The sequence below is a fragment of the Flagellimonas spongiicola genome, from assembly GCF_023502425.1.
GTDB lineage: Bacteria > Bacteroidota > Bacteroidia > Flavobacteriales > Flavobacteriaceae > Flagellimonas > Flagellimonas spongiicola.
Window position 1 is genome coordinate 805,205 of the sequence record NZ_JAMFMA010000001.1, and the last position, 21,783, is coordinate 826,987.

21 protein-coding genes and 1 other RNA gene are annotated in these 21,783 nt (G+C 39.9%); 9 read left to right on the top strand and 13 right to left on the bottom strand.

Features of this window, described 5'->3' with window-relative positions; genetic code table 11:
- Positions 1-69 precede the first annotated feature (69 nt).
- The 5 genes from M3P19_RS03845 to M3P19_RS03865 form a co-directional block, all read right to left on the bottom strand.
- Positions 70-228 carry a hypothetical protein gene (locus tag M3P19_RS03845; protein WP_249656300.1) on the bottom strand — a complete coding sequence of 53 codons (159 nt, stop codon included), beginning with the start codon at positions 226-228 and terminating at the stop codon, positions 70-72.
- Between the two features lie 141 nt (positions 229-369).
- Positions 370-1,104, bottom strand: coding sequence for a LytR/AlgR family response regulator transcription factor (locus tag M3P19_RS03850; protein WP_249656301.1), 735 nt, complete (start codon positions 1,102-1,104; stop codon positions 370-372).
- A 129-nt stretch (positions 1,105-1,233) separates the two neighbouring features.
- Positions 1,234-2,775 carry a hypothetical protein gene (locus M3P19_RS03855; RefSeq protein ID WP_249656302.1) on the bottom strand — a complete coding sequence of 514 codons (1,542 nt, stop codon included), beginning with the start codon at positions 2,773-2,775 and terminating at the stop codon, positions 1,234-1,236.
- Positions 2,776-2,780: 5 nt separating this feature from the next.
- Positions 2,781-3,149 carry an acyl-CoA thioesterase gene (locus M3P19_RS03860; protein ID WP_249656303.1) on the bottom strand — a complete coding sequence of 123 codons (369 nt, stop codon included), beginning with the start codon at positions 3,147-3,149 and terminating at the stop codon, positions 2,781-2,783.
- A 20-nt stretch (positions 3,150-3,169) separates the two neighbouring features.
- A complete protein-coding gene (locus tag M3P19_RS03865) occupies positions 3,170-4,234 on the bottom strand; it encodes a glutaminyl-peptide cyclotransferase (protein ID WP_249656304.1) in 1,065 nt (354 codons plus the stop codon).
- Between the two features lie 75 nt (positions 4,235-4,309).
- On the opposite strand from M3P19_RS03865, the gene ffs reads away from it, so the two are divergent.
- From ffs to fsa, 4 genes are all read left to right on the top strand, one after another.
- Positions 4,310-4,408: signal recognition particle sRNA small type (ffs, locus tag M3P19_RS03870), an RNA gene on the top strand.
- A gap of 58 nt (positions 4,409-4,466) precedes the next feature.
- On the top strand, positions 4,467-5,276 hold the full coding sequence (locus M3P19_RS03875) for an SDR family oxidoreductase (protein WP_249656305.1): 810 nt from the start codon (positions 4,467-4,469) through the stop codon (positions 5,274-5,276).
- 34 nt (positions 5,277-5,310) lie between these two features.
- Positions 5,311-5,727: a hypothetical protein gene (locus tag M3P19_RS03880; RefSeq protein WP_249656306.1), complete on the top strand. Its 417-nt coding sequence runs from the start codon at positions 5,311-5,313 to the stop codon at positions 5,725-5,727.
- Positions 5,728-5,828: 101 nt separating this feature from the next.
- Entirely contained in the window at positions 5,829-6,485 is a 657-nt protein-coding gene (gene fsa, locus M3P19_RS03885; RefSeq protein ID WP_249656307.1) for a fructose-6-phosphate aldolase, read from the top strand.
- 54 nt (positions 6,486-6,539) lie between these two features.
- Here fsa and M3P19_RS03890 read toward each other — a convergent pair whose 3' ends face one another.
- A complete protein-coding gene (locus M3P19_RS03890) occupies positions 6,540-7,928 on the bottom strand; it encodes a TlpA family protein disulfide reductase (RefSeq protein ID WP_249656308.1) in 1,389 nt (462 codons plus the stop codon).
- A 173-nt stretch (positions 7,929-8,101) separates the two neighbouring features.
- On the opposite strand from M3P19_RS03890, the gene M3P19_RS03895 reads away from it, so the two are divergent.
- Positions 8,102-9,733: an ABC-F family ATP-binding cassette domain-containing protein gene (locus M3P19_RS03895; protein ID WP_249656309.1), complete on the top strand. Its 1,632-nt coding sequence runs from the start codon at positions 8,102-8,104 to the stop codon at positions 9,731-9,733.
- Between the two features lie 8 nt (positions 9,734-9,741).
- Here the strand turns inward: M3P19_RS03895 and M3P19_RS03900 are convergent, their stop codons facing one another.
- Positions 9,742-10,464, bottom strand: a complete 723-nt coding sequence (locus tag M3P19_RS03900; RefSeq protein ID WP_249656310.1) for a hypothetical protein — start codon at positions 10,462-10,464, stop codon at positions 9,742-9,744.
- A 220-nt stretch (positions 10,465-10,684) separates the two neighbouring features.
- On the opposite strand from M3P19_RS03900, the gene M3P19_RS03905 reads away from it, so the two are divergent.
- On the top strand, positions 10,685-11,236 hold the full coding sequence (locus M3P19_RS03905) for a fasciclin domain-containing protein (protein WP_249656311.1): 552 nt from the start codon (positions 10,685-10,687) through the stop codon (positions 11,234-11,236).
- On the opposite strand, the gene pheT is transcribed toward M3P19_RS03905, so the two are convergent.
- Positions 11,228-13,648, bottom strand: a complete 2,421-nt coding sequence (pheT, locus tag M3P19_RS03910) for a phenylalanine--tRNA ligase subunit beta (protein WP_249656312.1) — start codon at positions 13,646-13,648, stop codon at positions 11,228-11,230. The two genes, M3P19_RS03905 and pheT, sit on opposite strands and share 9 nt — an antisense overlap.
- Positions 13,649-13,778: 130 nt before the next feature.
- Here pheT and M3P19_RS03915 point away from each other — a divergent pair, with 130 nt between their 5' ends.
- A complete protein-coding gene (locus M3P19_RS03915) occupies positions 13,779-15,026 on the top strand; it encodes a peroxiredoxin family protein (RefSeq protein WP_249656313.1) in 1,248 nt (415 codons plus the stop codon).
- Here M3P19_RS03915 and leuB read toward each other — a convergent pair.
- Together leuB and M3P19_RS03925 are read right to left on the bottom strand one after the other, a co-directional pair.
- Entirely contained in the window at positions 15,019-16,137 is a 1,119-nt protein-coding gene (gene leuB / locus M3P19_RS03920) for a 3-isopropylmalate dehydrogenase (RefSeq protein WP_249656314.1), read from the bottom strand. The genes M3P19_RS03915 and leuB overlap by 8 nt on opposite strands.
- A gap of 31 nt (positions 16,138-16,168) precedes the next feature.
- Positions 16,169-17,341 (bottom strand): 2-isopropylmalate synthase, encoded by a 1,173-nt coding sequence (locus M3P19_RS03925; protein WP_249656316.1) that lies wholly within the window; start codon positions 17,339-17,341, stop codon positions 16,169-16,171.
- Positions 17,342-17,487: 146 nt separating this feature from the next.
- Between M3P19_RS03925 and M3P19_RS03930 the strand changes: the two genes are divergently transcribed.
- The gene (locus M3P19_RS03930) at positions 17,488-19,032 is read left to right on the top strand and encodes a hypothetical protein (protein WP_249656317.1); all 1,545 of its coding nucleotides are present in this window, start codon (positions 17,488-17,490) and stop codon (positions 19,030-19,032) included.
- Here the strand turns inward: M3P19_RS03930 and M3P19_RS03935 are convergent.
- Positions 19,029-19,718 carry an RluA family pseudouridine synthase gene (locus tag M3P19_RS03935; RefSeq protein ID WP_249656318.1) on the bottom strand — a complete coding sequence of 230 codons (690 nt, stop codon included), beginning with the start codon at positions 19,716-19,718 and terminating at the stop codon, positions 19,029-19,031. The genes M3P19_RS03930 and M3P19_RS03935 overlap by 4 nt on opposite strands.
- Before the next feature lie 28 nt (positions 19,719-19,746).
- Positions 19,747-20,565, bottom strand: a complete 819-nt coding sequence (gene panB / locus M3P19_RS03940) for a 3-methyl-2-oxobutanoate hydroxymethyltransferase (RefSeq protein WP_249656319.1) — start codon at positions 20,563-20,565, stop codon at positions 19,747-19,749.
- 69 nt (positions 20,566-20,634) lie between these two features.
- Between panB and M3P19_RS03945 the strand changes: the two genes are divergently transcribed.
- The gene (locus M3P19_RS03945; RefSeq protein ID WP_249656320.1) at positions 20,635-21,120 is read left to right on the top strand and encodes a nuclear transport factor 2 family protein; all 486 of its coding nucleotides are present in this window, start codon (positions 20,635-20,637) and stop codon (positions 21,118-21,120) included.
- A 3-nt stretch (positions 21,121-21,123) separates the two neighbouring features.
- Here the strand turns inward: M3P19_RS03945 and M3P19_RS03950 are convergent, their stop codons facing one another.
- Entirely contained in the window at positions 21,124-21,783 is a 660-nt protein-coding gene (locus tag M3P19_RS03950) for an SCO family protein (RefSeq protein WP_249656321.1), read from the bottom strand.

Consider the following 21,783-nt stretch of genomic DNA (forward strand, 5'->3'; position numbering starts at 1 on the left):
ATCGTGCAACTCAAAATTAGAAAAGATCTTAAGGCTAGCGAATTCATGGAGGTTGATTTATTTTTCAAATTAAGATCTATCGTCACCGTCAGTTTGTTTTCCTGTAGTGGAATCCTGATCCAAAGTTTCAAATAGTGCTTCAGTCTCGCTTACATCGCTCTCCGCTTCGCAAGAAAATAAACCCATAGTCATTACTACTACTGCAAAAATACTTACAACCTTTCTCATCATCTTCGTGTTTTTTTGGTTAGAAAATTTGGTTAACGCCTCCAAGATATTCTGAGACCAAAAAAAGATGAATCCCCCAGGCAATGTTTTAGTATTTGCAGGGATTGTATTAGAATTTGTCTTAAAAGTGTAAGAATTACACTAATTATAGGTGTTTATTGCCGTTTTGGAGAGCATTTCCTTTAAATCCTCCACCTTTTCCTTATAGGTCTTGGAGAACGGCAGCTCGTCTTCGCGCTCGTTGCGCAAGGTGCAGATGGATTTGCCAAAGTTGATACGGCCCACGTACCGGCTATTCAGGATATAGCTTTGGTGGATGCGGATAAAACTGGCGGGTAATTGTTGTTCAAAAGACTTAAGGGTCTTAAAAGCACTGACCACATGGCCATCACGCATAAAGAAGTCCGTAGAATTGTTGTCGGATTTCAAATACATAATGTCATTGGTGTTCAAATACCTATAATCGTTGTAGGATTTGAGGCAGAGTGTTGCAGGCACAGTTTCTTTAGGGAACCGTTTGCGCAAGCGCAAAACTGTTTTCCTAACATCAAACTCGTTGTGCGGTAAGACCCAATAGTCAAAGAAACCACTTTTAATAGCGTTGTATGCGTATTTTTTAGATTCGGAATATCCGATGATTATGGGGAGCGTATTCAAGAATTGATTGAGTTCCGTGACCATATGAAAGTACGCCATACCTTCCTGGTTCAGATTGATAAGTACAACGTCCGGAGAGAATTTGAGGATGGTGTTCAACCCATCTTCTGCATCGGTTGCTGTACCCACACAACTGAAATCTTCGTACTCCCTCAGATAAAGCTGCAATTGCAGTTTTGAAGTCGCATTAGAATCGATTATGGTATAGGTGTAATCCATATGTAAAACGCTGGTTGCAAGTTACTAAGCCCTAAAAAAACCTCGTTGCATTTTTCCCTTAAAAAAACTGGGGGATTCCCGCAAAAAGGGTGTTTTTTAACGGTTTTTTTCTTAAAATCGAGAAAAAAATCAGTTTTGTGAATGAAATTCGAACGCCCCGATATCGGGAATTGGGGAACGATCAATACCGATGATATCCGTGCTAATGGGTGGTGAAATATCTGGATCAGCGGCATCAATTGCGAACGAGTCTGGGCCAATACTAAATTGGTTATTAAAAGGTAAGAAAAAATCCGGTTCTTTATCAAAAATTACTTCAATATAACGATTAGGGTCGGCAAAGTTATAAAGCGGATTCGTTGTAAACGAGTTATTTATGTCATTAAATTGGACAAGACAATTTTGAAAGCTAAAGTTAAATTCGGCTTCTTCATCAGCTTGTAACAGATATTCCACAGCCGAGCTGCCCGTAACTATGGTATTGATGAAATCCGCTTGCTCCAAATTACCGCCCTGGTTTTCTTTAAAATTATTGATGGCCAGCGCCACGCCACTTCTAAAACCATTGTTCCAATAGTTGGCTATAGTGCAATGCATAAACTGGTAGCTTCCTCCTAGATCTATCAAAAAGGAATTGCCTCCAGCACCACCTAGTATGGTGTTTGTGGCTGCAATGGAAGCGGTAGTTGCCCAAAGGTTTTGGTTTAAACTGTTGAATATCTGTGTGTTTCTCAATGTTAGGGTGGGGGAGTTCAGTGGAAAACTACCATCAACACGGAGGCCTACTGTAGCATTTTTGATGGTAAGGTGTTCAAGTTGGTTGTTGGTGCTCCCTTCTTTTACCCATAGGGTGCCCCATTGCCCTGGTTCATCGGCATAGCCGGGTTCCAATCGGTCACCTTCAAAGATGACCTCGTTTTCCATAAGTTCCTGATCTTCGCTCAGGGCACCATTCACCAAGAGACTAGCTCCACTTTCCACGATCAAGCCTGAATTGTTATGAAAGTGGACACGGGTACCGGCATCCATCTGTACTGTATTTCCACTGGTTACCACGGCATATCCATATATGACATACGGTTTTTCATTGGTAAACTGTAAATGCTCGTTTTCTAGGTAGAAGCCTTCAACATAAACCGGGTTTCCTTCAGCATCTACATCGATTAGTACGGTTTCTTTGCTACCATCGGCTTGCGTTTGGGGATAAAGGAAAATGGCATCTTTGACCAAGGTCACCAGTTCTACACGTTGGGTTTCTTCTCCTATACCAAACAATAAACCTTCGGTCAATAAAAATTCATTCGCATTGGTTTGGGAAACGTCAAATGTGGTTTCTATAAAAATAAAAAGGCTGTCTTTGGCCAGCAATGGGATATCCGAGAATTCCTTACCTGCGGATCCATCCACATTCAAACGATAGTTGCTGCTTTCGCCAGTCTCCATTCCGATAAACGGAATATTGATATCGCTAATACCTTTATTATAGACTTTTAAGGAATAGGTGGCACTACCAATATTGCTGAAAATAGTATCTAGAAACACCGTATCCTTTGAAAACGTCAAATTACCGGTGCTGTCCGCATACTCAAAATCTTTACGGCAGGACCCCATACTTGCGAATAGTAGCAGCACCGTACATACGGAAATAAGATTAAGATACCAATGTTTCACCTTTACTAAAATAGTTGCTGAATGGCTTCTGGTACGCGCTTTGGCTTTAAGCTGGCAGCGTCTAATAGGCACCATTCCGTAATAGCTTTAACTAGAAGTTGGCTGGTTTTATTGTTGGAGATCTCCACTACACGGATAGACAATGGGCCTTTGGTCTCCTTAATATAGGTAGTGAGTTTAAGCTCTTCGTTTAAAAAGGCCGGTCTGTGGTAGCTAATGTTGTGGTTCTTTACCACCCAAACCAGATCTTTCCGTGATTTTTCGTCAACTGCAAATTCCCAATGGTTTTTGGATATATCCTGCACCCATTCTACATATTGGATATTGTTGACATGTTGGTTATCATCCAAATGATTTTCCCCGACCGTCAACATTTGGGAATAGGTTTGCATTACTACTTTCTTAGGATTTTCACCTCGAAGAGCTTGTCCCAGTTTTTACCCGTGACAAAAAATGTTTTATGCTCCGGGTGATAGGCAACGCCATTGAGCACAGAATTACTTTCATCCCAATTGGCACCCTTTTTTATTTTTCCTTTGAGCCCACCAAAATTGATTACGCCCTCAATGGCACCGGACGTAGCATCGATAATCATCATGCTTTCCTTTTGATAGACATTGGCGTAAATCTTGCCATTTACATATTCCAGTTCGTTGGCTTTATTGAAAATAGACTTGTTGGTAACCGTTTCAATATAGCCAAATTCCTCGAGGGTATCGGGATCTAAAAACCAGATGCGTTCGGTTCCATCGCTCTTGAAGATTTTCTTGCCATCGTTGCACAATCCCCAACCTTCCTTGCTTTTTCCGTAGACAAAATCCTTCTTTTTCTCCAAGGTGTTTGCGTCGTACACATAACCAATTCCCTTTTGCCAAGTCAAATGGTACAATTGGTCGTTCATTAGGGTTATGCCTTCTCCAAAAACATTGGGGTCCATTTCAATGTTTTCAAGTATCTCGCCTGTCTCAAAATTTACTTTTCGCACAACGGATGAACCCCGTTTCCCTGTGCTTTCATATAAGGTACCTTCATTGAATTCCAAACCTTGGGTATATGCATTGGTGTCATGCGGATAGGTGTTTACAATCTCATAGGTATAGATTTCTGGAGCGGCTTTTGCCAATAACCTGAAATCCTTTTCAATTTGAACCGATTCTTCCCCATAGTTTATTTTGGCGACGAGGGTTTTGTTGCCCAAAGTGCTGGAGTTCAACGTTATTTTGCCATTGCTTTCTGAGAGTTGCGCACCATCAATACTATATTGGACGTCTGAAAGTTCAATTTCCTTTTTGTTTTTGATTGCCACGCCTACTTCTTGACCTTGTTGGAATTTGTTTCCTTTTCCTTCCAACTGGATAGCAAAAAGTTTAGTGGGGTCGTTTTCACCACAACCTAGAAAAAATAGCAAAAAGCCTAGGAAGGACGCCAGTTTGAACATATCTTGAATTGTTTGTTTCATGAAAATAGACTTGGATTCCGAAATTAAGAATGAAATAGGATTGTGGCAAATTTAAAATGGTCGTATATTTGCATTTGGCAAGTCCTACACGACCAGCTCCTGCAAAATCCCCCAGGGCGGGAACGCAGCAAGGGTATGCGGTCGTAGCGGTGCGATGTAGGTAGCTTGCCTTTTTTTGTACCCAAAATTCTCCTGATCATGTATCTTTCCAATCAATTTAAAAGTGCAAATAATGGATAAAAAAGTGGTATTGATTACCGGTGGTTCATCTGGAATTGGAAAATCCGTAGGCCAATATTTGACCGCAAATGGTTTTACAGTTTATGGTACCACCCGTAATACTTCAAAATATCCTGATTTTGATGCCTTCGAGTTGATAGAATTGGATGTTAAGCTTCCAGAAATCGTGAATAAAGCCGTACAACTGGTTATTGAAAAAGAAGGACGACTGGATGTCCTTATCAACAATGCTGGTGTTGGTATCACCGGTCCCATAGAGGAAACCCCTCATGAGGAGATCCTAAGTGTTTTTGATACCAATTTCAACGGTCCTATACATATGATGAAGGCGGTTTTGCCACAAATGCGAAAACAAGGCGGTGGTCTGATCATAAATACCACATCTATTGCTGGATATATGGGCTTGCCGTTTAGAGGGTATTATTCGGCTACCAAGGGTGCATTGAACATTGTTACCGAATCCTTACGAATGGAGACCAGGAAGTTTGGGATTTCGATTACCAATCTGGCTCCGGGCGATTTTGCAACCAATATCGCTGCTGGCAGATATCACGCACCTGTCATCAAAGGTTCCGCATACGAAGCTGACTATCAGAAAAGTTTGGATTTAATGGATGAACATGTGGATGCCGGTGGTGACCCTTTGTTGGTTGCAAAAAAAGTACTTAAGATTATCCAAAGCAAAAAACCGAAAGTAAATTACCCAGTGGGGGAATTCACGCAAAGGCTTTCGCTGGTTTTAAAACGGTTACTTCCTGCACGACTTTACGAGAAACTTTTGCTCAATCATTACAAGCTCTAAACTTCATGGCATGTTTTTTGATTTTAGGTGAATCATGAAACCAAAGAACATTACAATCATCATTTTATTGGCAGCATCAAGTTTACTTTTTCAAGGCTGCGACGAGATTTACGAGTGCGTTTTCAACATCAATCCAGAAATTCATGATAGACCATTGGAAATTGGATTTGTTGGCGAACGTTACTTTGACGAGGTGACCGCTGAGATAAGCAATGAGGTCAACGACAACGATTATTATTACGACTTTGAAGTTTATGGGGATATTCCACCTGGCTTGTCTGTTGATATACGAAGAAGGTCTGTTGAATTTTTTGGAAGACCAGAAGAGCGAGGTAACTATAGGTTCACTGTAGAACTGTTTGTGGAATCCTATGATTATTATGGATATGATGGCAGCCCTACATGCTCCGATTCGGCGATACGTCAATTCACAATTCAAGTTGTGGATTAATACCTTCCTAACATTTATTTTATTCCAATTTTGAAGTGAAGCCTCGTTTATGTTGTAAATTCGCAAGGAATTTGTTTACAACTTAAAACAGCTTTACAAGGATGAAATTTTTTATAGACACGGCCAACTTGGACCAAATTGCGGAAGCACAGCAATTAGGTGTGTTGGATGGGGTTACCACAAACCCTTCCCTAATGGCCAAAGAAGGTATTACTGGAACCAAGAATATTTTACAACACTACGTGGACATCTGCAATATTGTGGATGGAGACGTTTCTGCGGAAGTTGTTTCAACGGAGTTTGAGGCCATGGTAAAAGAAGGGGAGGAGTTGGCAAAACTTCATGACCAAATCGTGGTTAAAGTTCCAATGATCAAAGACGGTGTAAAAGCACTGAAGTATTTTTCAGATAATGGTATAAAAACCAATTGCACCTTGGTTTTTTCTGCGGGTCAGGCTTTATTGGCTGCAAAAGCAGGAGCTACCTACGTTTCTCCATTTTTGGGCCGTTTGGATGATATTTCAACAGATGGTTTGAACCTGATAGCTGAGATTCGCCAAATCTATGATAACTATGCTTTTGAAACGCAGATTCTAGCTGCATCCATCAGACACACAATGCATGTTATTGATTGTGCTAAGATTGGAGCAGATGTAATGACAGGACCCTTATCCTCCATTACCGGATTGTTGAAACATCCACTTACGGATATTGGATTGGAGAAATTCTTAGCAGATTACCGCAAGGGTAATTCCTAAATCAACAAAAAGCTAAATGATACAAGCCCTGATTTTCGGGGCTTTTTTTATGACTTAAAAGGAATAATACAAACTAGCGAAGGCATCTACCACCAAGGTGTCCTTAGCTATGACACATTTGTAGAGGTCATCCAAGATTAGGGAAGTTTGGATTTCTTCAAAATCTGCTCCGTAAAATTGGTTTTCAGGATTTAAATTGTATTCAGCCAATAGGTTTTGCCATTGTGTGTAACTTGTCTTGACGTTGATACCCACAAATCGATATTCTGGATGTTTTTCCTGCAATTTGGCCACATGTTTAGCAACATTCTTTAAATGCCTTCTTTGACTTCCGGTCCAGAAATAGAACACGGTTTGCTTTTCTTTGCTGATATCCTTGAGGTTGACCGGTTCATTATCCATATTGGTCACAACAAGATTGGGCAGTGCACTACGGGGTTGGAGGTTTTGGATACCTTCATACAAATCCGCTATTTCTTCCTTATGGTCCTCGTCTGAGGATAACTTTTGGAATTTTTTCAAAAAGATTTGACATTCTTCACTGGCCGAATGTTCCTTTAGCAAATAGTCCATGGCTATGTTACGGAACAGTAGATTTCTCAATTGGTCATCCTGCACCAAACTATCCACCAAAAAGAGCTTGTGTTTATTGTAATGCAATCTACCTACTTCCTCCTTGGTTTCTTCCATATCACCACATCCGTTCATACAGGCCATATAGGATATGTTTCCAAAATGATACTTTACATAATCAAAATACGGTCTGAAGTATGCTAATTCACTATCATTAAAATCTATTGTTTCACGATACGCATAAAAATCTTCCGGTAAATCTGGGAAAGTGCTTAATCCCGATTTCTTCTTGTAATAAAATGGATAGGTCTCCCTGTGTTTGAAACTTTGGAAATTTACAGAAGCCTTGACCAAGTTTATCGCTTTTTCAGAAAGTTCATTTTCCGCCAAGAAATTATTCAACTGTGTTGTTTTAATTGCTTGAAGCGAATCCAACTTGGCATGGAATTCATCGGGAGCTAAATGATAGTAGCTATAGATTTCTTGTTCCTCTTCTTCATGTGTGAGGAACATCTCAATCAAAAAATTGTTGATTTCACTACCCTGACCGGTAAACACCAAGGATTCATCAAACTCAACGGTATTCAATCGAATTAGAATGCTATCGCCTTCCTGAAGATATAGATATTGCAATTCCGGACTGTGGTCAAAATGATAGAGTCCTTCTTCAATGCCTTGTAATTTAAATGAGAATCGATTGCCTTCATCCAATTTAACGGAATCGATATAAGAATCATTCCGGTAAAGCACTACAAATTCGCTTGTTGGATTCACAATCTCACCACCAAAAAAAACCGTGGGACATTCACCAGGGGTGCCCGTACACGCTATTATCGATAAGAGAGAGAGGCTGAGTAAAATTCTAATCATACAACTGGGAACAATCTTGTTCGACTACCAAAATTAAGAATAGCGCCAAGCATAGCTTGTTAACGGCTAGTTAAATGTTGTAAAAGCTTGAATTAGCGTAGTTTATTATTATCGATTTAAATTGGATTTCAGAGTCGCTTTTAGCTACTTTTGCAGCCTAAATTAATCAGTACATGTTATCAGTTTCAAATCTATCGGTACAATTTGGTAAAAGGGTGTTGTTTGATGAGGTCAATGTGACCTTTGCCCATGGGAATTGTTATGGAATTATTGGTGCCAATGGAGCGGGAAAATCCACCTTCCTTAAGATATTGTCAGGTCAAATTGATGCAACATCTGGAAGTGTGCATCTTGAGCCTGGCAAAAGGATGTCCATTTTGGAACAAAACCATAATGCGTATGATGAGTATCCCGTATTGGAGTCTGTTGTCATGGGGAATAAACCACTGTTCAAAATAAAAAAGGAAATTGATGCCCTTTATGCAGATTACACAGATGAGAATGCGGAAAAGATAGGGGAGCTACAGGTGCAATTTGAGGAAATGAATGGTTGGAATGCAGATAGTGATGCTGCAGCCCTATTGTCAAACCTTGGTATTACGGAAGAATTGCATTACTCCACCATGGCCGAAATGGATTCGAAACTTAAGGTACGGGTGTTGTTGGCGCAAGCCCTCTTTGGTAATCCAGATGTATTGATCATGGATGAGCCTACCAATGACTTGGATTATGAAACCATCAACTGGTTGGAAAACTTCTTGGCCAACTACGATAATACGGTGATCGTGGTATCTCACGACCGTCACTTTTTGGACGCAGTATGTACGAGCATTGCTGATATAGATTTTGGCAAAATCAATTTGTTCTCCGGGAATTATACGTTTTGGTACCAAAGTAGTCAGCTGGCGGCAAGACAGCGCGCCCAACAGAACAAAAAAGCAGAAGAAAAGGCAAAGGAGTTACAAGAATTCATTCAGCGGTTTAGTGCCAATGTTGCCAAAAGTAAACAGGCTACTTCCCGTAAAAAGATGTTGGACAAGCTTAAAATTGAGGATATTAAACCTTCAAGCCGGAGATATCCAGCTATCATTTTTGATCGTGAACGCGAAGCAGGTGATCAAATTTTGAATATTGAAAAGCTATCTGCTACTTCTGAGGATGGCGATTTGCTGTTCAAGGATGTCAATATTAATTTGGCTAAAGGAGATAAAGTGGCCATTATTTCAAAAGACTCTAGGGCTACAACTGCATTTTACGATATCATAAATGGTGTCACCAAAGCGGATACTGGTTCATATCAATGGGGCGTCACTACCAATCAATCGTACCTTCCTGCTGATAATGCTTCTTTCTTTAACGAGGACATTAATCTTGTGGATTGGTTACGGCAGTGGGCTAAAACCGAAGAAGAACGCGAAGAGGTATACATACGTGGCTTCCTTGGTAAAATGTTGTTTAGTGGGGAAGAAGCACTTAAAAAGTGTACCGTGCTTTCTGGTGGTGAAAAAGTTCGTTGTATGTTGAGTCGTATGATGATGCTTAGAGCCAATGTGGTAATGTTGGATGAGCCAACGAATCACTTGGATTTGGAAAGTATTACGGCATTCAACAACTCACTGAAGAATTTTAAGGGTACGGTATTGTTGACCACACACGATCATGAATTTGTACATACCGTTGCTACACGAATCATTGAGTTGACTCCTAAGGGTACAATTGACCGCTACTTGAGTTTTGATGATTATATGTCGGATAAGAACATCAAAGAGCAGCGTGAAAAAATGTATGCCTTGGAAACGGTTTAAGTTTAAGGTCAAGCGTTAAAGTACTTACTATTCCATATGGCAGGATTAAAATTCTTGCCTAGGGCGAAGCCGTAGAAAATGAATACGGCTGCAATCCATTTGAACATAAAGAAATAGATAATCCAGAATTCGGCGGTACTGTTAGTTTTGGAAAATAGCCCGCTAGGCACCAGTAAGGTGACGAAGTAACTGATCAATAGCGCAAATAACACCAAGTTTACCATATTCTTGAATGGCCAGACCAGTAACTTACGCAAAGGATGCAGATCATTGCCCCATTTATGAACCAAACAATAATAGTGGTTCCCCATGGGAACAAAAAGAAGCGGATCATCCTTATCCTTTAATTTGAACAATTTGGAGGGCGCCATAATTTTAAGGCCATCTAGTTCAGTTTGATGTCTATTTTGCAAATCTTCAATGGCGGAATTGGCAGATAGTGGTAACTCGCCTTTAAAGTACTTCAAATCCAAGAACCTAAGTCTGTAGTCCACACACACCTTTTTAATTTGCTCAATATGGTAGATGCGCGATGTTTCCAATTGGTCAAAATCAAATTGATTTTTAGCCAACGTAACTTCTGAATTTGGATGTGTTTCCTCGGAAGAATGTGCAATGTTCAGATGACTCAAGGAAGTGCGTAATGTTTTGCGAAAAGATGCATCGTTAAACTTAGCGTCACGAGTTTTTTGAAGCTGGAGTTCAATGTTGGTATCTGGTATTTTTATCATGTTTCATAGCGTATTTATCTCAAAGTTAACCAATTGGAAAATGGCGCTGATAAAATTGCGCAAAAATCAAATGTTAACATTATGTTAAATCGATTTTGATGTCGATATTTTGAATGTGAATCAATCAAAATAATGTATCTTATCGATGTTTTTGGCATTTGAACGTACAAACAAGTATATCTTGCTTGTTTTATGAGCTCCCAAAGATTACTGAACCAATATGAAAGCCCTCTTAACCAAAATCCTACTTGGCTTATGCCTTGCCTTTTCGGCTTTGTCCTTTGCACAAGAAATTGAGTACGTTTCCCAAGATTTAGAGGTTGAGCAAATACCATCCAATCAACATAGTATATTGTTGGCTGCAGTAAAGGCAACAGAAATGGATGTTATGATGGAAGATGCAGGACCATTTACAGTTTTTGCTCCTTCAGATGCTGCTTTTGAGCGCTTTTCAGATGGGAAGATCCAAGAACTTTTGAACTCCGAAGATAAGAGTGGGCTTAAAACCTTGCTGGGTTATCATATTGTGGCGGGACACTTGACAGCTTCAAGAATTTTACGAGCTATGTGTAAGGGTAATGGGCAAGCCAGTTTTACCACCATTCAGGGCAAGAAACTTGTAGCACAATTGGACGGATATGATATCGTATTGACAGATCCAGTTGGCAACAAAGCTCGTATCACCACTGCGGATGTTAGCGAAGGTAATCGCGTAATCCATGAAATTGATAGTGTAATTGTGCCAACACAATTATGGGGTTCCTTACCTTAGTTCAGCTCCCAATTCTTTTTGAAATCTTGAGGTAAGTTTTGACATGATTTTGTCAATCTGCTTATCCGTCAGCGTTTTATTCTCATCCAATAAGGTGAAACTAACTGCGTACGACTTTTTGCCTTGCGGAAGGTTCTTTCCTAAATAAACATCAAACAGATTTACATTTCTAAGTAATTTCCGTTCAGTTCCCCAAGCTAAATCATAGACCTGTTGGAACGAAATGCCTTCATCCAATAACAAAGCCAAATCACGGGTAACCTCGGGATATTTGGGAATATCCTTAAATACCTTGTTTTTTCGGTTGATCAAACTTAAAACTGCATCCCAATCCAAATCTGCATAAAAAACTGTTTGTTTGATATCAAACTCTTTGGTCAATGTATTTGCTACCACTCCAAAATCCCCAATGTGCTTTCCGTTAACACTGGCACCAAGCCCTTCGGAAAACATTCCATTTGTTGAGGGTTCCAATTGGATATCATTAATACCTAGCCGCGCAAACACGGATTGAATCATCCCTTTCAAATAAAAGAAATCCGTTTTTTCCGTACTGGACGTCCAGCTACTTGATTTTCTGTCACCGGTAATATATAGGGCTAGATGTTGATGCTCTTTGTTCCCCGCATCTGCTTTATGATACGTTTTTCCAAATTCAAAAAGCTTTAAATTGCTTTTTTGTCGGTTTAAATTGTATGAGATAGTCTGTAAGCCAGAAAACAACATACTGGTCCTTAATACAGAGAGGTCTGCACTTAGCGGGTTTAACATTCCTACCGCAGCGGCTTCGGAATTGTTTAATTCCAGGGTATTGGAGGCAACCAAGCTATTTGTCATGATTTCATAAAATCCTTGAGCGGCAAATGTGTTGGCTGCAATGTCCTGGATTCTATGATTTTCATACTTGGAAGTTTGCGCAATGGATGCCGTTAATTTTTCCTTATGATCAATGTTGTTATAGCCATAAACACGCAGGATCTCTTCAATAACATCCACTTCGCGTTCTACATCAACACGGTAGTTTGGAATGGTAAGGCCAAGACCGGATTCAGTTACGTTGTTTACCTTTATCTCTAAGGAAGTCAGAATGGATTTGATGGTATCTCTTGGGATTTCTTGACCTATCAATGAATTGATTTTGTCAAATGTCAAGAACACCTGCCGTTCCTGTGCTTTTTTAGGATAGAGATCTACGACTTCAGAACTAATGTCGCCTCCAGCAATTTCTTTAATCAACAAAGCAGCTCTTCGGAGTGCGTATTCAGTCATATTTATATCAATCCCACGTTCAAAACGGAAAGAGGCATCCGTGTTCAGGCCATGTCTCTTCGCAGATTTACGAATGGACACAGGATTGAAATAGGCACTTTCAAGGAAAATGGAAGAGGTATGTTCTGTCACACCAGATTTAATTCCCCCAAAAACACCAGCAATACACATGGGATGCTCAGCATCGCATATCATTAGGTCATCTTCATGCAATTCACGCTCCACATCGTCCAGCGTTACAAATTTCGTTCCTGCCGGAAGTGTTTTTACTTCAATTTTTCCACCTTTGATTTTAGCCGCATCAAACGCGTGCAAGGGTTGCCCTAGCTCATGAAGTACATAGTTGGTAACATCCACCACATTATTGATGGGTGACAATCCAATGGCTTTTAATCTATTCTTCAACCAGTCTGGAGATTCCTGAACGATTAGGTTGGAAATGGTGACTCCACAATATCTTGGTGCAAGCTGGCTATTTTCAACTTCCACGTCAATTTTAAGGGAACGATTATCAATTAAAAAGTTACTTGTCGATGGTGTCAATAGTTCTTTTTGGATTTCTTGCTGTTCCAATCCAGCTTTCAAATCCCTAGCTACACCAAAATGGCTCATGGCATCAGCTCTATTCGGTGTCAATCCAATTTCGAAGACTTTGTCTTTTTCGATTTCAAACACTTCTGCACATGGAGTTCCGGGCACCAAGGTTTCGCCTAGAACCATTATTCCAACATGACTTTCACCTAATCCCAGTTCGTCTTCTGCACAGATCATCCCGTGACTCTCCTCACCTCTGATTTTTCCTTTCTTTATTTGCCAAGACTCACCTTCATTGGTATACAGCGTAGTACCGATTGTGGCAACAGGAACCTTTTGTCCTTTTTCTACATTTGGGGCACCGCAAACGATTTGAACAGGGGCTTCTGCACCTATGTCAACGGTAGTAACCTTTAAACGGTCGGCATTCGGATGCTTTTCGCAACTGAGTACATGGCCAACAACAACACCATTTAAACCTCCCTTAACAGACTCGAAATTAGAAATACCTTCTACTTCCAGACCCAAATCTGTTAACAACTCACCGGTTTTCTCCGCCGCCCAATCTATCTGCAAGAACTGCTTTAACCAGTTGTAAGAAATCTTCATACCCCAAATTTAAAGTGGACAAAGATAAAACAATAGGTGTAGACATTCAATGGAATTTAAGCGAGGATTTATTGCCTAGAGTGTAAGTTATTGAAGGGAATTGCGATATTTGATACAAATAAGTTCAGGTATGCAATTCAGTAAAACAATATTCCTCTTAGGATTTGTACTTCTCATTTCGTGTCAAAAGAGCGTGAAGCCTTTAAAAGTAGGGGATTGGTGGGGTGCTATGGACGTCTCAGATTCCGAAACACTGCCGTTTAATTTTACGATTTCCAAGGATTCGGAAGGCGAATACATCATGACGATGTTTAATGCGAATGAGGAAGTTGTTGTGGATGAAATAGTTATGGATAACGGTGACCTTAGAATCCAAATGCCCATTTTTGAGGGGTACATCTCTGGCACCTATGATGAAAATAGTATGCAAGGAAGCTTTATTAAAGAGAGCCTGAATCGTATTGTTCCTTTTCATGCTACATTCGGGAAAAGAGATCGTTTTGAACTGACTGAGGAGGCCGCTGTGAATGTTTCCGGAATTTGGGAAACCAATTTTAAAGATGGAATGGATGATCAATATCCAGCAAAAGGAATATTTGAACAGCAAGGAAGTAGGGTCACAGGTACGTATAGGACCAATACGGGTGATTATCGATTTTTGGAAGGAGCTGTAAATGGCAACACACTTAAACTTTCGGCATTTGATGGGGCTCATGTGTTTTTGTTCACGGCTGAAGTAACAGATAGTATCATGGAGGGTACCTTTTATTCAGGTAATCATTCAGTGGAATCCTTTACCGCAAAACGGAATGCTGACTTTGAACTCCCGGATTCCAATTCTTTGACCTATTTAAACGAAGGCTTCGATAGATTCAATTTTAGTTTTGAAAACGAAAATGGCCAGCTGGTTAGTTTAACTGATGAGCAGTTTCAAAATAAACCCGTCTTAGTACAAATTATGGGTACTTGGTGCCCGAATTGTTTGGATGAAACTCGGTTTTATGTGGATTACCTAGAAAAAAATCCCGATTTGGACGTGCAGTTCATGGCTTTAGCTTTTGAATATGCTAAAACCAAGGAAAAGGCTTGGGAAGGCATTTCCCGATTAAAGGAAAGGGTAGGGGTTCCTTATCCAGTGTTATTGGCACAATATGGCACTTCGAGCAAACAAAAAGCTAATGAGAAACTACCAATGTTGAATCATGTGTTGTCCTATCCAACTACTATCTATATTGATAGGGAAGGGGACGTAAAGAAAATCCATACTGGATTTAATGGGCCGGCTACTGGTGAAAAATATGAGGTTTTCAAAAAAGAATTTGACAGTACAATTAGAGGACTGACTTCAGAAAAAGAAGAGGAAGTGGCGCTTAGATGATGGTAGATTTGCCTAAATCGATGTTTTCATCGTTCATATTGAAGTCATCTCCATTATCCACAATGTTTTCGGCAATGAAATCTCCCACTTGATTGGTGCCATATTGACTTTTGGAATCAATATCCGGGGTTACGATTTTCTTTCGTAGGGATTTGTCCACAGCTTCTCTTACGGACATGGCCTCTTCAAACAAACCAAAGTGTTCCAACAACATTGCAGCTGATAAAATGGAGGCCACCGGGTTAGCAATGTCCATACCTTTTGCCTGCGGATACGAACCATGGATAGGTTCAAACAATGCACTTTCCTCACCAATTGAAGCAGAAGGCAAGAGTCCAATAGAGCCTCCAATAACACTTCCTTCATCTGATATGATATCGCCAAACATATTACTGGTCAAAACAACATCAAATTGGGAAGGATTCAGTATGATTTGCATAGCTGCGTTATCCACGAACATATAATCCAAGGTTACATCAGGATAGCTCTCACCAATTTTAGTGACTACTTTGCGCCAAAGTCTGGATGATTCAAGTACGTTGGCTTTATCCACTAAGGTTAATTTGTTGCTTCTGTTCTTTGCCGCTTTAAAAGCTAAATGCGCAATTCGACTAATTTCTTTTTCCGAATATTCGCAAAGGTCGGAAGCTACCGTTCCTTCAGTATTCAACTTTTTCTCTCCAAAATAGATGCCACCGGTCAATTCTCTATAAATGGTGAAATCTGTACCTTCAACAATTTCCTTTTTTAATGGCGAATTATGGATAAGCGCAGGAAAAACTTTTACAGGCCTAATGTTGCTGAATAGTCCCAACGCTTTGCGCAGTTCCAACAACCCCTGTTCAGGACGAACTGCGGAATCAGGATTGTTATCGTATTTTGGGTCACCGATTGCACCGAAAAGCACCGCATCCGCATCTTGACACAGGCTCAAAGTTGTATTTGGTAATGGTTTGCCTTTGCGCTCAATTGCAATTGCGCCAACAGCAGCCTCCCTAAAATTAAATTGATGATTGAATGTTTCTTCTACAGCTTCAAGACACTTCACGGCTTGGGCTAGAACTTCAGGCCCAATACCATCTCCAGGCAACAATGCAATATTCAAGTTCATGTAATGGTATTTAGGGACCTAACCATAAAATTTAAGCCATACTTTGAATGGAAACCCCGCTGGTTTCAATAATTTCATGAATATCGTTGTCCATGATTTCTTTTTTACGATCGGCGTATTTCAAGAAATTGTCATAAACAGCATCCAATTGGATTTTTGTAAGCTCATAACCTACATTTTTGGCACGATATGCCAATGCAGCTCTACCGCTACGCGCTGTCAACACAATAGAAGACTCGCTTACACCAACGTCCTTAGGGTCCATGATTTCGTAAGTCTCTCGCTGTTTGATTACACCATCTTGGTGTATGCCAGAGCTGTGCGCAAATGCATTAGAACCAACAATTGCTTTATTCGGCTGTACAGGCATTCCCATTTTTTCAGACACCATTTGACTTGTGGATAACAGTAATTGGCTATTGATATCCGTATCCAAGTTCAGATAAGGATGCTGTCTCAAAATCATCACAACTTCTTCCAAGGACGTGTTTCCTGCACGTTCACCAATTCCGTTTATGGTGCATTCAATTTGTCGGGCTCCGTTCATAACACCAGCTATGGAGTTTGCCGTTGCCAATCCCAAATCATTGTGGCAATGACAAGATAAAATGGCTTTATCAATGCCCTTTACGTTTTCTTTGAGATATTTCATTTTGGCACCGTATTCTTCTGGCAAGCAGTATCCAGTAGTATCTGGAATATTCAAAACGGTTGCCCCGGCCTTGATTACAGCTTCACAGACTTGTGCCAAATATTCATTATCTGTTCTTCCCGCATCTTCAGCATAAAATTCTACATCCTCAACAAAACTTTTTGCATAAACTACAGCATCAACCGCACGTTCAATGATTTTATCTCTTGTAGAATTGAACTTGAATTTAATATGTGAATCGGAAGTACCGATACCGGTATGGATTCGTGGCCTTTTTGCAATTTTGATGGCATCAGCAGCAACTTCAATGTCTTTTTTTACCGCCCTGGTAAGTCCACAAACTGTTGCATTTTTTACCAACTGGGCTATTTGATTTACGGAGTTGAAATCCCCTGGACTTGAAATTGGAAATCCAGCTTCAATGATATCAACACCAAGTTCATCTAAGCGTTCAGCAATGACCAACTTTTGTTTGGTGTCCAATTTACAGCCTGGGACTTGTTCCCCATCCCTAAGCGTTGTGTCAAATATTTGTACCTTATCTTTACCCATTATTTAAGCCGGTTTATTCTAATATATACGAAGATAGCCCAGTGCTTGGCAAGATCGATAATTCGCTTAAATCCATTACAATGTTAAATTGTATTTCAAGTAGTTTAAATAACTGTAATACAATAGTTTAAAGTATATTTTTTACGATGACAAATACCCATAAGGATGCACTCTTTGTACTGATTGAATCGCTTTCTAAATCTGAAAAGCGTCAATTTAAGTTGTATGTGGGTAGATTAGGTGTAAACACGGACGCTAAATTTTTGGCGCTTTTCAATCTTTTGGACAAGATGCGTAGTTATGATGAAAAGCAGATTTTAGACAGTGGAATTGTCAAAAAAGCGCAGCTCTCAAATTTAAAAGCGCACCTCTACAAACAAATTCTTGTTAGCTTAAGATTGAATCCTGTGAATCAGAACATACGCGTTCAGATTCGAGAGCAATTGGACTTTGCAACTATTCTGTATCAAAAAGGTCTTTATAAGCAAAGCTTGAAGATTTTGGATAAGGCCAAAAATATGGCTATTGAAAACGAGGAAAAAAATGTGGCCTACGAAATTGTCGAGCTTGAGAAAATAATTGAGACCCAATACATTACAAGAAGTATCCCCCATCGGGCCGATGAATTGGCAGTCCAGGCAAAAGAACTGTCCGAGGACAATGTAATGACCAGTAAATTATCCAATCTCTCGTTGCAACTGTATAGTATGATGTTGAAGGTAGGGTATGTTAGAAACGACGAGGATCTTCAAGAAGTCAGGAGCTATTTTGAAGCGCAGTTACCCAATTACGTCCTGGAAAAACTCGGATTCCGTGAAAAACTTTGGTTGTATAAGGCACATTTGTGGTACAGTTTACTTACTCAAGATTTTCTTTCGTCCTATAAATATGCCAGTAAGTGGGTGGATATGTTCTACGAGCATAAGGAAATGATTTCCTTGAATCCTGTATTTTTCTTAAAAGGAAATCACTATTTGCTGGAAGCTTTATTCTTTGTAAAGTATGCTTCACAGTTTCGTGAAACGCTGGAGCGACTTGAAAATCAAGTCAATAGTTCAGGATTTCCAAGCAATGACAACATTACTTCGCTCGCCTTTCTCTACATTAATTCGAACAAACTGAACCTGCATTTTTTAGAAGGTACTTTTGAAAAAGGCTTGTACTTGGTCAATATTGTGGAGTACGGTATTAAAAAGCATCGTTCGCGTATAGACGAACATCACATTATGCTCCTCTATTACAAAATTGCATGCCTTTATTTTGGTACTGGAGACCATAAGAATTGTATCGTGTACCTTAAAAAAATCATTACCAACAAAAACCTTAAAATGCGCGAGGATCTTATGTGTTTTGCGCGCGTGTTAAGCCTAGTGGCGCATTATGAAGCGGGCATGGATTATCATCTTGAAGTTCAACTTAAGAGTACGTATAAATTCTTGCTGAAAATGAACGATTTACATGCGGTTCAGAAAGAAATGATAAAGTTTTTGAGAAGCCTGGGTGAAATTTACCCAAGCGATCTAAAAGGGGAATTCCAAAAATTGTACAATGAACTTAAAAAGTATGAGAATCACCCTTATGAAAAACGTGCATTTCTCTACCTTGATATACTTTCATGGTTGGAAAGTCATTTGGAAAACAAACCTGTCGGCCAAATCATAAGAGAGAAAGCCTTGGCCATAAGCCGCTAACAGGCATCCCAAAGGTTGTCTTTTGGCAAAGGAGCTATAATTTCCAAGGATTCTTTTTTTACGGGATGTTCCAACTGTAGTTTTCTTGCATGTAAATGAATTCCACCATTTTTATTGCTTCTCGCAGCTCCGTACTTTAAATCCCCTTTTATTACACATCCTTTCGCGGCCAATTGCGAGCGGATTTGATGATGCCTACCAGTTTTCAAATCAATCTCCAGTAAAAAATGCGAATCCAATTTTTTAAGTACACGGTATTTAAGTATTGCCTTTTTACTATTGGCCACTTCAGAATCATATGCGTAAGATTTGTTCTGCTTCGGATTCCGTACCAACCAATGTGTCAATTCTTCTGAATCACTGGGCGGTTCATTTTTAACTATGGTCCAATAGGTTTTTTTGGTTTTGCCTTCTGCAAATAATTTATTCAACCTAGGTAAAGCCTTGGATGTTTTGGCAAATAGCACGATTCCTGAGGTTGGTCTGTCCAAACGATGGACTACACCTAAAAAAACGTTTCCTGGTTTATCGTACTTGATTTTGAGATAGGCCTTGACCACATCGCTCAGTGGTGTATCCCCCGTTTTATCCCCTTGAACAATGTCACCAACTCTTTTATTGACCACTATTATGTGATTGTCTTCGTATAAGACCAAAAGATTGGATGGATTCGATTTTTCAGCCAACAGAACGGAAATCTAGTGTAAGTGCGACTTAGTATTGCTCTTCCTCATTTGGAAAGTCCTTACTTTTTACATCATCAACATATTGGGATATGGCTTTACTCATATCTTCATAAAGGTTCATATATCTTCGTAAAAAGCGTGGATTGAATTCATGGGTCATACCTAAAAGATCATGCACAACCAGAACTTGACCGTCTACACCACCACCTGCACCAATACCGATTATTGGAATTGAAACACTTTTGGCTACTTCTGCCGCAAGCTTGGCAGGTATTTTCTCCAAAACAATGGCAAAACAGCCGGTTTCCTCTAAAAGTTTGGCGTCTTCCATGAGCTTTTTGGCTTCCTCCTCCTCCTTGGCCCTCACGGTATAAGTTCCAAATTTATAGATGGATTGTGGTGTAAGACCCAAGTGACCCATAACAGGAATGCCAGCCTCAAGAATTCTACTTATGGAAACTTGAATCTCTGCACCTCCTTCAACCTTAACTGCATGAGCGCCACTTTCTTTCATGATTCTGATAGCCGAACGCAATGCCTCCTTTGAGTCACCCTGGTAGCTTCCAAAGGGAATATCCACAACCACTAATGCACGCTTAGCTGCACGTACCACTGAGCTAGCGTGATATATCATTTGATCTAAGGTTATGGGTAAAGTAGTTTCGTGACCAGCAATTACATTACTTGCTGAATCCCCTACTAATATGACATCCACATTTGCAGCATCCACAATTTTTGCCATGGAAAAGTCATAGGAAGTAAGCATGGATATTTTCTCACCTGACTGCTTCATTTCCACCAATGACCGCACCGTAACCCTTTTGTATTCTTTTTTTGCAACTGACATCCGTTTGGTTTTAGTGGTTAAATGTAAGCAGATTTGATTAAATTGACCCGAAATCAAAAAACGATACAAATGAAAAAATTTCTAACACTTTCACTTTCAGTACTTGCATTTGCCCACCTTTCCGCCCAAGGTCCAAACGCTGATGGTTATGAGCAAGATAAGGCAGCTGTGAAAAAAGTAATTGAAACCTTCTTTGATGGTTTTCACAAGCAGGATTCCACCATTATTAATACAACAGTGGCGGATCATGTGGTACTTCAAACTACAGGAAGAGATAAGGAAGGGAAGACTAGGTTTAGAAATGAAGAATTTCCAAAATTCATCCAGTCCATTACCAGTATTCCGGATAGTATTAAGTTTCAGGAGAAACTTACCTCATTTTCGATTCAGGTTGACCGCACCATGGCCAACGCTTGGGTAGGATATGAGTTTTGGTTAAATGAAGAATTCAGTCATTGTGGCATCAACTCCTTCCAATTGGTGAATTTTGATGGGGATTGGAAAATCATCTACCTCATTGATACAAGGGGTAGGGCAGACTGTGGGGTGGAATAAGTACTATTGAAGCAGGGAAACTATATCCTTTTTTAACAGTTCGATGTCCTCGGTTGCAGTCCCGTTGTATACACCACGGATTTGCTTTTGCTGATCGACCAAAACAAAATTAGGGGTGTGGATAAAATCCTGTAAACCACCATCACCATAATCAACAACGGCAAAGTAACTTTTCCGGGCCAGATTGTAAATATGGGATTTGTCCCCTGTGGTGATATTCCATTTTGAGTCTATTGCACTATGTCTTTCCGCATATTTTTTGAGGATGGGAACGCTATCCAATTCTGGGGTAACTGACATGGAGAGGAACATCACATCATCATTGTTTCTAAAGGTTTTCTGTAATTCCTCCATATGATTGCTCATTATTGGACAGATACTCGGGCAACGTGTAAAAAAGAAATCCGTAACATAAATTTTGTTCGCATAGGTGTCCTGGGTTATCGTTTTACCGTTTTGGTTGATTAGCTTAAAATCAGAGACCAAATGTTCACTTTTACTATATTCCAGTTGGGCATCCACTAGCTCTGGGCTGAAATCCTGAGGGCCTAAAACAGGCAATTCATTCTTGTTAGGTAGGTTAATTACTAGAAAAACCAAAATACCCATGGTCAAGACGACCATGGACAATTTGTAGAGACTACCCCATTTTGGAGACTTCAT